Annotated in this window: 11 protein-coding genes; all 11 read left to right on the plus strand. The window is 49.7% G+C overall.

The window, feature by feature from the left end; all coding sequences use genetic code 11:
* Positions 1–268 precede the first annotated feature (268 nt).
* The 11 genes from MAMMFC1_RS07660 (at position 269) to MAMMFC1_RS07705 (ending at position 12159) form a co-directional block, all read left to right on the plus strand.
* Complete coding sequence (locus tag MAMMFC1_RS07660) at positions 269–1084, plus strand: methyl-accepting chemotaxis protein (protein ID WP_126307868.1); 816 nt, start codon at positions 269–271, stop codon at positions 1082–1084.
* A 368-nt stretch (positions 1085–1452) separates the two neighbouring features.
* Entirely contained in the window at positions 1453–2052 is a 600-nt protein-coding gene (locus MAMMFC1_RS07665) for a GNAT family N-acetyltransferase (RefSeq protein ID WP_197723943.1), read from the plus strand.
* 91 nt (positions 2053–2143) lie between these two features.
* Positions 2144–2704 (plus strand): HD domain-containing protein, encoded by a 561-nt coding sequence (locus MAMMFC1_RS07670; protein WP_126307871.1) that lies wholly within the window; start codon positions 2144–2146, stop codon positions 2702–2704.
* Between the two features lie 492 nt (positions 2705–3196).
* A complete protein-coding gene (locus tag MAMMFC1_RS07675; protein WP_126307874.1) occupies positions 3197–5956 on the plus strand; it encodes a sensor histidine kinase in 2760 nt (919 codons plus the stop codon).
* The gene (locus tag MAMMFC1_RS07680) at positions 5922–6611 is read left to right on the plus strand and encodes a response regulator (protein ID WP_126307877.1); all 690 of its coding nucleotides are present in this window, start codon (positions 5922–5924) and stop codon (positions 6609–6611) included. Before MAMMFC1_RS07675 ends, MAMMFC1_RS07680 begins: the two co-directional genes overlap by 35 nt.
* A gap of 163 nt (positions 6612–6774) precedes the next feature.
* The gene (gene kdpF, locus MAMMFC1_RS22885; RefSeq protein WP_126310509.1) at positions 6775–6861 is read left to right on the plus strand and encodes a K(+)-transporting ATPase subunit F; all 87 of its coding nucleotides are present in this window, start codon (positions 6775–6777) and stop codon (positions 6859–6861) included.
* Position 6862: 1 nt separating this feature from the next.
* A complete protein-coding gene (gene kdpA / locus MAMMFC1_RS07690) occupies positions 6863–8569 on the plus strand; it encodes a potassium-transporting ATPase subunit KdpA (RefSeq protein WP_174234368.1) in 1707 nt (568 codons plus the stop codon).
* A gap of 15 nt (positions 8570–8584) precedes the next feature.
* A complete protein-coding gene (gene kdpB / locus MAMMFC1_RS07695; RefSeq protein WP_126307880.1) occupies positions 8585–10615 on the plus strand; it encodes a potassium-transporting ATPase subunit KdpB in 2031 nt (676 codons plus the stop codon).
* Positions 10616–10673: 58 nt separating this feature from the next.
* Positions 10674–11249, plus strand: a complete 576-nt coding sequence (gene kdpC / locus MAMMFC1_RS07700) for a potassium-transporting ATPase subunit KdpC (protein ID WP_126307883.1) — start codon at positions 10674–10676, stop codon at positions 11247–11249.
* Between the two features lie 67 nt (positions 11250–11316).
* Positions 11317–11442, plus strand: coding sequence for a hypothetical protein (locus MAMMFC1_RS22635; protein ID WP_269471870.1), 126 nt, complete (start codon positions 11317–11319; stop codon positions 11440–11442).
* A gap of 24 nt (positions 11443–11466) precedes the next feature.
* Positions 11467–12159 (plus strand): response regulator transcription factor, encoded by a 693-nt coding sequence (locus MAMMFC1_RS07705; RefSeq protein WP_126307886.1) that lies wholly within the window; start codon positions 11467–11469, stop codon positions 12157–12159.
* Positions 12160–12324 lie beyond the last annotated feature (165 nt).

Here is a 12324-nt window from a genome sequence, read left to right on the forward strand (position 1 = left end):
ATTGATAAAAATATTTTTTTTGCAAGTAATAAGACAAAAATGGGACAATTTTCCTAAATTATTGGTACGTTTCTACTCAATTTTGCTTCGAACATTCCTCTTGCTTCACATTCAGGTGCTCTAAAGAATGTTTTCCTTGCCTCAGAGCGGAAAACAAAAGTGGTAACCAGCAGGAGTTTATCAATATTGTGAGAATTATGAAAAGAGTATAGTTGTTTCCGCTAAACTATGTCGTTATAAATAACATTATACATGGGGGCGAAAAAATATGAAAAAGTTACAGGAGATCATTAGTGCTGCCGAAACTTGCCGGGATGCAAGCGCGCTTGATTGCAACATTATCGTCTGTGATGCCGAGGCCAAAATCATCCACTTTGTACCGGCGAAATCCTTTGTAACCGATGTCCAGGTGGGTGCTATTGCCCAAGGAAAAGCAATCCGCGAATGTATTGCTCAAAAGAGGGTTGTTCATAGCATAATTCCTGAACGTATATACGGTTTACGATTAAAGTCGGTACTTTGTCCTATTATAGAGGAGGATGGACAATTGTCGGGAGTGATTGGTACCGCCTCTAGCTTAAAAACACAAGAGCTGTTACATAATGCGGCGAAAACCATTGCCGCAACTACGCAGCAAATCAGCACTACTTCCCAGGCATTGGCTGAGACGGCCTGTCACTTGGCTGAAGATTTAACCGATGTAAAAAATGGCATGGAACAGGTCTTGCATGAAATTGATAAGACAGATGATATATTGCAGTTTGTCAGCAATGTGGCCAGTAATTCCAATTTATTAGGGCTAAATGCAGCAATTGAGGCTGCCCGGGCCGGCGAACAAGGGCGGGGATTTGCCGTTGTCGCTGAAGAAATCCGCAAGATGGCCGTTGATAGCGATGAGTCAGTAAAAAATATCAGAAATATTCTTCAAAATATTCAGAAACAAACACATGCGGTAGTCAAGACGATATTGTCCGCTGTTGATGTAGGTCAGCAGCAGGCGGCCGCTACCCAGGAGATATCGGCTACTTTAGAACAAATGTCAGCATCAGCGGCAGATGTAACTAAGGTAGCAGAAATGAAATGAGCTAAAAGTATTTCCATTATTGGCAATGTTTATATTTTATATATCTACATAAATTATTTTATAGCATTGGGATGCAGCTACTTTCTGCCACAATATGGAGTTGCCCATTGTACAGAAGTAGAAACCAAATATAAGATATATTTCATTGCTGCCAAATGGTGAGAGCCGTTTGCCAGCAATGGAGGGAAGCAAAAAGAACGTCTTTCTGCTTCTTTTTGTTCTCAAATGCCATGGGGACAGTTCTCGTGACATAATTATGTCACGAGAACTGTCCCCCAGACAACATACCCCAGACAACACGGGATAAAATGATCACAATTGTTTATTAACGTTAAAGGAATTGGAAAGGTATTGATAATATGGTGTCAGTGGAGACGGAACGACTTGTTATTCGTAATTTTAAAGCTGATGATTGGTATGATTTATTTGAATATCTCTCACAAAAAGAAGTACTCAGGTATGAACCAAGAACTGAAAGTAACGAGGAAGAGTGTAAGAAGATAGCTGCCGAACGCGCGCAGGGTAACATCTTTTGGGCCGTGTGTCTTAAAGAAACCGGTAAAATGATTGGACATTTATATTTTGCGCAGAGAGAACCATATGATTATTTGACATGGATGCTAGGCTATATCTTTAATCCGGCTTATTATGGACAAGGTTATGCTACCGAGGCATGCCGAAAAATGTTGCAGTATGCCTTTGAACAATTAGATGCACATAGAGTTATTGCATTATGCAATCCGGAAAACACAGCCTCCTGGAGGTTATTGGAACGGCTGTCAATGCGACGAGAGGGTCATTTCCGAAAGGAAGTTTTTTTCAGAAAAACAGATGATGGAAACCCAATTTGGCTTGACGGATTTCAGTATGCTATATTGGCGGAAGAGTGGAACAAAGAGCGTAATAATAATTTGATATTTGAACCAATAATTGAAGCTTCATCTTTGGCGACGAAATTCTCTTATTAGTATTTTCGGAGCTACCATAGTATATATGTTTTTGATACAAAGCGACTTTTTAACGAATCTAATACATTGAACTGAAAAAGGAGGCAATTAAATGAGCTACATACCCAACCTGGTGGAGGCACGAGCTCTGCTTGCTAAGTACAACCGGGAGAAATTTCATATCCAGCACGGCGAGACGGTTGCAGGAGTAATGGGATGGTTTGCCGCCAAACATGATCCGGAAAATGAGGAGTTCTGGCGCGTCGTCGGTATGCTTCATGATATTGATTACGAACTGTATCCACAGGAGCACTGTGTGAAAGGCGAAGAAATCATGCGCAATGAAGATATTGACGAGAGGGTGATACATTCGACGCTCAGTCATGGCTATGGTCTGACCGGAACGCCGTATAAGCCTGAAAACGTGATGGAAAAAATATTGTATGCGGTCGACGAGCTTACCGGTCTGATCTGGGCGGTATCGCTTTTGCGTCCGAGCAAGAGCGTGTCTGATCTTGAATTGTCGAGCGTGAAGAAGAAATTCAAAGCTAATAACTTTGCTGCCGGATGCTCTCGCGACGCGATTCGCCAGGGCGCACAGATGCTTGGGTGGGAGCTTGACGAACTTATCAGCGAGACAATACTCGCCATGCGGACTCTTCCAGCGGAATAGAAGGGGAAGCTAGGATGCCAACAAATTGCCAAGGGGACAGTTCTAATGACACGAAGTATAATATTGGATTATGTCATAAGAACTGTCCCTATGACAAGAAGACTGCTCTATTGATCTTTGCATATTTATAAAAATAAGAGCGATATCTCATGTGGTTTTATTGAGATATCGCTCTATTCTTTGTTTTCAAGTGGCATAAAAAACTGAACTATATCAATTTCTAAACCATCTGTATAGTGCCAGGGGGACAGTTCTTGTGACATAAAGTATAACGTTGGATTATGTCACAAGAACTGTCCCCTGGACAACTAGAGCTACTAGATTTTACTTTTTTTTTATATCAGGATGCTGTTTCTTAATATCGTTTTTACAATGATTAGAGGTACAATAATAAATAAGTGCCGTTCTATGCTTTGTTGACGGCAAAATAAGATTGAAATATTGCTTCAATAGGGGATATTATAAGAGTGCTAATAGGAGTTGATATGGCACATGAAAAAAGAGGAGGAACGTCGGCCTGATCCTGAAGAGCTACTACAGCAAATTCATAAAGAGCATCGTGGTAAGTTGACAATTTTTTTAGGGGCGGCCGCCGGGGTTGGAAAAACATACACCATGCTGGAGGCCGCGCATGACCGCCTGGCAGAAGGAGTGGGGGTAGCAATTGGCTGGGTGGAAACACATGGACGGGCAGAGACTGGGAAATTGGTGACAGGCTTACCCCGAATTGCTCCTAAAATTCTAAAATACCGTGGCAAGAATTTAATGGAAATGGATATCGACGCCATCCTGGACCAAAAGCCGGAACTGGTTTTGGTGGATGAACTGGCACATACCAATGTGACAGGCTCCCGTCATGTCCGGCGCTTTCAGGATGTAGAGGAATTATTAAATGCCGGGATCGATGTTTACACAACGCTGAACATTCAGCATATAGAAAGTCTAAACGATGTGGTTGCCCAGATTACCGGCGTCATTGTCCGGGAAACGGTGCCTGATTCGTTTGTTGAGCAGGCCGACAACATCCAGTTGCTTGATATACCGCCGGAAGACTTGATTAAACGTTTAAAGGATGGGAAGGTTTATATTTCCGGTCAGGCCCAGCAGGCGTTAAAAAGCTTTTTTCGTCCGGGCAATATCAATGCCCTGCGGGAACTGGCCCTGCGGTTTACCGCCGGACGGGTCGATCAGGATATGGCGGAATATATGCGACAGCATCACATTGACGGCCCCTGGCCGGCAGCCGGCCGGGTGATGGTCTGCGTCAGCGCCAGTCCATTTTCGGCTCAGCTTATCCGGGCAGCCCATCGGCTGGCAAGAGGACTACGGGCTGATTTTCTGGCTGTTTATATAGACACCCCGTCACGCAGTTTTCCCATGGGAGAGAAAGAGCGGGACCGGGTTTGGCGTAATTTGCGTCTGGCGGAGGAACTGGGTGGTAAAATTGTCACGGCGGTCGGCAACGACATTGTAGAGGAAATGATAACGGTCGCCCGCAACGAAAATGTAACAGCTGTCGTGATCGGCAAACCGCGCCACAGCCGCTGGCGGGAATTTTGGCAGGGGTCGCTGGTGAATAAGCTGATCCGGCAGAGTGAGGGTATCAACGTCTATGTCATTCAAAGCAAGGCCGAGGCTGAAGCTCATTCCGCCATCAGCACGGCCCGGCCTGACGTGCCGGCGATACCCTGGCTGCCTATTGCCGGGGGCCTGTTAATGGCGGCGTCGGTAACGGCGGTAGGCTGGCTGGGGCGGGAGCAACTGGCACAGGTGAATATTGCCCTGCTGTACTTACTGCCGGTTTTGTTCAGCGCTGTCCGGTGGGGTCGCTGGCCCTCCTATGTTACAGCAGTGGCCAGTGTTTTAACATTCGATTTTTTATTTGTCCCGCCGTTGTTGACATTTACGATGACTGATATTCGTTATTTATGGAGCTTTATCATTTTCCTGGTCATTTCCTTTGTGATCGGCGGCCGGACGGAAGTGTTGAAGAAGGAAGTGCGGCTGACCCGGCAGCGGGAAACCAGTGTGCGTACCTTATATGATTTTAGCCGCCAGATTGCTGCGATCATTGACGTAACCCAGATTGCCCGGACGTTTGTTAGACACACCGGCGTAGCGATTGGCCGTAATACCGTACTGCTCTTGCCGGAGGCACAGGGAAGTCTAAAAGTAGAAGCACGGTATGATGCCAGTGCACCGGATGGCCGGGGAGACCAGTCGGAATTGCCAGCCGCAGAACATGCAGTGGCGAATTGGGTGTGGGCCAATGGCCAGGTAGCAGGGCGGTCAACCGAGACGTTGCCCGGCGCCGACTTTTTATTCGTGCCGCTGACCGTCGACTGCCGGACGGTGGGGGTGTTTGGCATCCAACTGGGTCAGCAGAAAATGACGCAGGAAGAACGGCAGCTCATTTATGCCTGGGCCGGCTTGGCGGCCATTGCCGTGGAACGGGGGAAGCTGACCGAAGCCGCCCGTCAGGCAGCGCTATTAAAAGAGTCCGATCGGTTGCGCACGGCGCTGTTTAATTCGGTGTCTCACGAACTCAGGACGCCTTTGGCGGCAATTAGCGCGGCCGTTGCCACCCTGCTGGACACGGGGGCGCAATACAGCGCCGAAATCCGGCGAGAATTGTTGGAGACAGTCAAAGACAGCGCCAACCGGATGGAACGGGTGGTGAGCAACCTGCTGGACACCGCCCGGCTTGAAAGCGGGATGCTTCAGCTAAAAATTGACTGGTGTGATGTGGAGGATATTGTGGGCACGGCGATTCGCCGTATGGGTGAGGCAACGAAAAATCATGTCCTGCGGACTCGTCTGGCCCCTGAATTGCCGCTGCTGCGGGCCGATTGCGTCTTATTGGAGCATGTTTTAGTCAATTTGCTGGATAATGCCATCAAGTATTCGCCTCCCGGCACGGAAATCACCATTGCCGCCGAGCAAAACGGGCCGGAAATTATTGTGTCGGTGAAGGATAGCGGTTGCGGCGTTCCCATGCAGGATCTGTCAAGAATCTTTGAAAAATTTTACCGTACGCCGCAGCAGGCAGTACAGGTTGCCGGTACAGGGCTGGGTTTATCCATTTGCAAGAGCATTACGGAAGCCCACCGGGGACGGATTTGGGCTAAGAATAATCCGGGTGGAGGAGCAAGCGTTGCCTTTTCTATACCTGTACCCGATAACGGCAGTAGGACTGTGGTAAAGGAGGGTGAGTGGAATGACGGAAAAAGGCCTCAGAATTTTAGTGATTGATGACGAGCCGCAAATACGGAAATTGCTGAATGTTTCCTTACAGGCGTATGGTTATCAATTAAGCGAGGCGGCAAATGGGCTGGGAGGAATTCAACAGGCGGCGGTTTTTAAACCTGATCTGGCTATTGTGGATCTGGGGCTGCCGGATATGGACGGCAAAGAAGTCATCCGGCAAATCCGCGACTGGTCGGCAATGCCCATTATTATTTTGACAGCTCGTGATCAGGAACAGGAAAAAATTGCCGCGTTGGACGCTGGCGCGGATGACTATATCACCAAGCCATTTGGCATAGGCGAGCTCATGGCCCGAATGCGGGTCTGCCTGCGGCGGATAGCTGCCAGCGACAACGAACCGATATTGCACTGCGGTGGTTTGGCTGTCGACCTGCTGCAGCGGCGGGTCACTGTGGATGATCGGGAAATTAAACTGACGCCGACAGAGTATGAATTGATCAAATTTATGATCCAGCATGCCGGGCGGGTGTTGACGCATAAGCAATTGTTAAAGGCGGGGTGGGGCAATTCCTACGGGGAGGATACCCACTACATTCGCATCTACATTGGCCAGTTGCGACGCAAAATTGAGCAGGACCCGACGCAACCCCGCTATATTGTCACCGAATCGGGCATTGGCTATCGGCTGATGGGACGTTAGACAATCTTGAATGCCAATATAAAAAAACAGATTGCTTTACCATAAGCAGTCTGTTTTTTATTTTTTACTTTTTTTTTATGCCGTAAGCCGATCTTTTAACAACATCTTTACCCCAGCCAGGGGTACAATAAAGCTGAAGTTCAAAGGAAATAGGAGGGAAACTATGGCTGACTTATGGTTGGCAGGAATTATTGCCATATTGTTACTGGTATACTTACTTTACGCTTTGTGGAAACCGGAGGAATTTTAACATGATGACAGATATTGTATTGTTTGGATTGTTCATCGCCGTGGTATTGCTCCTGGCCTGGCCGTTGGGCAAGTACATGGCCAAAGTGTTTACGATGGAAAAGACATTCCTTGATCCCGTGTTTCAGCCGTTGGAGCGGCTGCTCTATCGACTGGCGGGGATCAATCCGGAACAGGAAATGAATTGGCGGCAGTATGCCGGAGCGCTTCTGATATTTAACCTGTTGGGCGCGATTTTAGTTTTCCTGATTGAAGTCCTGCAGGGATCGCTATTTTGGAATCCCGCTGACCTTAGCGGCGTAACGCCCTGGCACTTGGCCTTCAATACGGCGGTCAGCTTTATGACCAATACCAACTGGCAGTCCTACGGCGGCGAATCAACCATGAGCTATTTCACCCAAATGACGGCCCTGACCGTGCAGAATTTCGTTTCGGCAGCCGTGGGTGTGGCAGTGGCGATGGCCTTAATCCGGGGCCTGACAAGAAAGACGGTTTCGACCATCGGCAATTTCTGGGTCGATCTGGTGCGCAGCATATTCCGCGTTTTGTTACCTTTATCCATTGTATTTACCTTGATTTTGGTTCAACAAGGGGCTATACAAAATTTGTCGTCTTATCTGACGCTGCAAACGCTGGATGGGGCGGAACAAACGCTGGCAATGGGACCGGCGGCTTCCCAGGAAGCCATTAAAATGCTGGGAACCAATGGCGGCGGCTTCTTTAACGCCAATTCCGCCCATCCCTTTGAGAACCCCACGCCGTTAACCAACTTTTTGCAAATGGTAAGTATTTTTCTCATTCCCGCCGCACTGGTGCTAACGTTCGGCCGGATGGCCCATGGCCGGCGGCAGGGATATGCCGTGTTGGCGACCATGGTGTTGTTGTTTTGCCTGATGTTGGCCGGTACCTATTTCAGTGAACTGTATGGCAACCCAAACCTGGCCGGTTTGGGCGTGGATGCTCCCACGGCGATGGAAGGCAAGGAAGTCCGGTTTGGTATTGGCGGTTCAACCTTGTTTGCCACCGTGACGACGGCGGCTTCCTGCGGTGCGGTTAATGCCATGCATGACAGTTTCACACCGCTGGGCGGATTCTTCCCCTTGTTGCAGATAAAACTGGGAGAAGTCATTTTCGGCGGTGTTGGCGCCGGGTTTTACGGCATCATGCTGTTTATCATCCTGAGCATGTTTATCGTTGGCTTGATGGTGGGTAGAACACCGGAATATCTGGGGAAAAAAATTGAAGCCCGGGAGATCAAAATGGCTACGCTCGCGGTGCTGCTTCCTTCGGTTACGATGCTGACCAGCAGTGCCATTGCCGCAGTCACAGAAGCAGGGACATCTTCTATTCTCAATCCCGGACCGCATGGCCTGAGTGAGATCATGTATGCGTTTGCTTCTGCCGTAGGCAATAACGGCAGCGCGTTTGGCGGCTTGAGTGCGAATACCTTCTTTTATAATTTAATGCTGGCAATGGGGATGTTGATTGGCCGTTTTGCTGTCATTCTGCCTGTTCTGGCTATTGCCGGCGGTATGGCGGAAAAGAAGATTTCCCCTCCCGGACCCGGCACTTTCCCCACAACCGGCTGGCTGTTTGTGGTGCTCTTGTCTGCCATCATCCTCATCGTCGGTGCGTTAACCTGTTTGCCGATACTGACTTTAGGGCCTATTGTTGAGTACCTGCTGATGCTGCAGGGGACTACGTTTTAAAAGGAGCGAATGGGAATGAATACTCGCAGCAGTTTTAATAAAGAGATCCTGGGAACCGCCGTGCGCGACGCTTTCCGGAAATTAGACCCGCGCACGCAATTGCGCAATCCGGTCATGCTGATCGTATATATCGGGGCGATTATCACAACCTGGTTTACTGTACGCGATTTTGTGCTGGGAGGCGGTCAGTCGACCTTCTTTACCCTGCAGATCACGCTATGGCTATGGTTTACCGTCTTGTTCGCCAATTTCGCCGAAGCGGTCGCTGAAGGACGGGGTAAGGCGCAGGCCAATGCCTTGCGCAGTACCCGCAGCCAGACCAAAGCCAAGAAAGTCACCGGCAGCGGGACGACCCTGGTGGATGCTGTCGAACTGCGCAAGGGTGATGTGGTGCTGGTGGAAGCCGGGGATTTTATTCCCGGCGACGGCGAAATTCTCGAAGGCATGGCATCGGTTGACGAAAGCGCCGTGACGGGAGAATCGGCGCCGGTCATCCGCGAAGCGGGCGGCGATAAATCTTCGGTCACCGGCGGCACCCGGGTATTGTCCGACTGGATTAAAATCCAGATTACGGCCAATCCCGGCGAAACTTTTCTCGACCGGATGATTTCCCTGGTAGAAGGGGCAAAACGGCAAAAAACGCCTAATGAAATTGCCCTGACCATTCTGCTGATTGGCTTAACCATTATCTTTTTGTTCGCCGTGACCACACTGGCCCCCTTGGGGATTTATTCGGGGATTAACATATCGGTCGCGGTTTTGATCGCCCTGCTGGTCTGTCTGATCCCCACGACTATTGGCGGACTGCTTTCCGCCATCGGCATTGCCGGTATGGACCGGCTGCTTAAGCGGAACGTGCTGGCCATGTCCGGCCGGGCGGTGGAGGCTGCCGGTGATGTGGATGCGCTGCTTCTGGATAAAACCGGCACCATTACACTGGGCAACCGGATGGCCACCGAGTTTATCCCGGCTCCCGGCATTAGTCCGGAGCAACTGGCCGATGCGGCACAGCTTGCCTCGCTGGCCGATGAGACACCGGAGGGGCGGAGCATCGTTGTATTGGCCAAGGAAAAATACAACCTGCGGGAACGAAATTTAACCGCCATGGAAGCCGAGTTTGTCCCGTTTACGGCTCAGACCCGCATGAGCGGCGTAAATGTAAAAGGCCAGGAGATTCGTAAAGGTGCGGTGGATGCCATTAAAAAATATACCCAAGGGCGGGGCGGGTCCTTCCCTGATGCCGTTGACAAAGCTTGTGAGACGATTGCCAAGAGCGGCGGAACGCCCCTTGTCGTGGCAGAGGGAGCGCGCGTGCTTGGCGCCATTCATCTGAAAGATATCGTGAAAGGCGGCATTAAGGAACGGTTCCGGGATCTTAGGCAGATGGGCATCAAAACCATCATGATTACCGGTGATAATCCTTTGACTGCCGCCGCCATTGCTGCCGAGGCCGGCGTGGACGATTTTCTGGCCGAAGCAACGCCTGAAGATAAATTGCGGTTGATTCGCCAGTATCAAGAAAAGGGCATGCTGGTTGCCATGACCGGCGACGGCACCAATGACGCGCCGGCACTGGCCCAGGCCGATGTGGGCGTGGCCATGAACAGCGGCACGCAGGCTGCCAAGGAGGCCGGCAATATGGTCGACCTGGACAGCAATCCCACCAAGCTGATTGAAGTGGTGGAAATCGGCAAGCAGCTTCTAATTACCCGCGGCTCCCTAACCACCTTCAGCGTGGCCAATGACGTCGCCAAATATTTTGCCATCATTCCCGCCATGTTTGCCGGTGCTTTTCCGGTGCTGAACGTCTTCAATGTCATGGCTCTGGCCACTCCGGAGAGTGCGATTTTAAGCGCAGTGATTTTTAACGCCCTGATTATCATCGCCTTGATACCGCTGGCCTTGCGCGGGGTACAGTACCGGCCGGTAGGAGCCGAGGTACTGCTCAGACGTAACATCTTGATTTATGGGGTGGGAGGAATTGTGGCCCCGTTTGTTGGCATCAAACTGATTGATTGGATCATTGTAGCGCTTGGCTTGGTCTAGTGATGGCAGCAGTGAGAGATGAATGTCACAGAATAGAACGAAAGGGTGTTGAAAAAGTATGTTCCGACAATTTGTAAGTGCGGCAGTAATGCTTGTTGTGCTGACCGTTATAACCGGTTTTATTTATCCGTTGGCGATGACCGGCGTGGCGCAGGCAGTATTTCCCGATCAAGCTAACGGATCGGTCATTATCCGGGACGGAGTGCCGGTAGGTTCCCGATTGATTGGCCAAAATTTTACCAGTCCCGGCTATTTCCATAGCCGGCCGTCGGCGGCTGGCAAGGATGGTTATGATGGGGCTAGCTCCTCCGGTTCTAACCTGGGGCCAACCAATCAGAAGCTGGTGGACACGGTGAAAGACAATGTGGAAAAAGTACGGGAAGAAAATGGGCTGCCTGAAGGGGCTGGGGTGCCTTCCGACTTAGTGCTGGCATCAGGCAGCGGTCTTGATCCCCACATTACGCCTGATGCCGCTTATGCCCAGGTTGAACGGGTTGCCGGGGAGCGCGGGCTAACGGTTGATTCGATGCGGCAACTGGTGGAACGGCATGTGGAAGGAAGGCAATGGGGCATTTTTGGCGAGCCCCGCGTCAACGTGCTGGAACTGAATCTGGCACTTGATGCGTTGAAGTGAACTCGTCCAGCTAAGGCTGAACATCAGGACTTCGGTGGGGGACTCTAACCCCCACCGAAGCAGCAAAGTGGAACTCCCACTTGCAGAAGTGGAAGTCTTGGAATTAGATAAATGTCATTGGCTGGAGGACAACACTGAGCCCGTGGGCAAGGTGTTATCCTCCAGTACCAGTGTGGGTGCACTGGACTGGTAGTACTACGATAGAGCAGGTGAAAACATGGCAAGTAATCGGATACGAATTTTAGCAATTGACGGGGACCTAGCGATGATTCGTTTGTTGCGAAAATCTCTCCGTGACAGCCACTACAAATTTCAAGCTGCCTTCAACGGAAAGGCAGGGATTGCTCAGTTCGAGAAAACGTTACCGGACGTGGTGACAGTTGATCTGGACTTGCCGGATATGGAAGGACACGAAGTAATCCGACAAATACGGCAAAGCTCAGACACTCCCATTATTGTAGTTACGGCGCGTAATCAGGAGACGGATAAGATTATGGCGCTTAATGGCGGGGCCGATGATTATTTGGCAAAACCGTTGAATCCTGATGAATTTTTGCTTAAGGTGCGTTTGGCATTGCGGCATCACATATTTGCAGGGGGTAAGTCTGTTGTTGTCTGTGGTGATTTAGTTATTGACTTGCTTAAGCAGCGGGTCGTCGTGGATGGTACCAGTTTGTATTTGTCGCCTATGGAGTATAGGATACTCGGCATTTTAGCCGGACAACAAGGCCGGGTTCTGAGCTGCCAGTATTTGTTACAGGCAGTCGGCAGACCGTTTACCCTGGCGGGTGAAAAGTACATCCGACAGTACATTGCCCAAATACGCTGCAAATTAAATGGTAATGTCCTTGATCGTTATATTAATACCGTGCCGGGATTCGGATATCAATTACGGTTACAGCCGGGCTAAGAGTGGATAAATCGTAGAATTGATCTAGGGAGAGGCGAAAGTATATGGCTAGTAATGAGATTCTCTTATTAGCGGTTGGCATGTTTTGTTTTGGGTTTGTATTCGGATTATGGCTTTTCCCATGGATTTTTCGGCTAAAATGAATAAAAAGGGTGTCCACATAAA

Origin of the sequence: Methylomusa anaerophila (genome assembly GCF_003966895.1) — a bacterium.
Taxonomy (GTDB): Bacteria; Bacillota; Negativicutes; order Sporomusales; family Sporomusaceae; genus Methylomusa; species Methylomusa anaerophila.

Coding starts and splice junctions, on each gene's coding strand:
- MAMMFC1_RS07660 (WP_126307868.1), top strand. CDS start 269: ATGAAAAAGTTACAGGAGATCATTAGTGCTGCCGAAACTTGCCGGGAT.
- MAMMFC1_RS07670 (WP_126307871.1), top strand. CDS start 2,144: ATGAGCTACATACCCAACCTGGTGGAGGCACGAGCTCTGCTTGCTAAG.
- MAMMFC1_RS07675 (WP_126307874.1), top strand. CDS start 3,197: ATGAAAAAAGAGGAGGAACGTCGGCCTGATCCTGAAGAGCTACTACAG.
- MAMMFC1_RS07680 (WP_126307877.1), top strand. CDS start 5,922: ATGACGGAAAAAGGCCTCAGAATTTTAGTGATTGATGACGAGCCGCAA.
- kdpF (WP_126310509.1), top strand. CDS start 6,775: ATGGCTGACTTATGGTTGGCAGGAATTATTGCCATATTGTTACTGGTA.
- kdpA (WP_174234368.1), top strand. CDS start 6,863: ATGATGACAGATATTGTATTGTTTGGATTGTTCATCGCCGTGGTATTG.
- kdpB (WP_126307880.1), top strand. CDS start 8,585: ATGAATACTCGCAGCAGTTTTAATAAAGAGATCCTGGGAACCGCCGTG.
- kdpC (WP_126307883.1), top strand. CDS start 10,674: ATGTTCCGACAATTTGTAAGTGCGGCAGTAATGCTTGTTGTGCTGACC.
- MAMMFC1_RS07705 (WP_126307886.1), top strand. CDS start 11,467: ATGGCAAGTAATCGGATACGAATTTTAGCAATTGACGGGGACCTAGCG.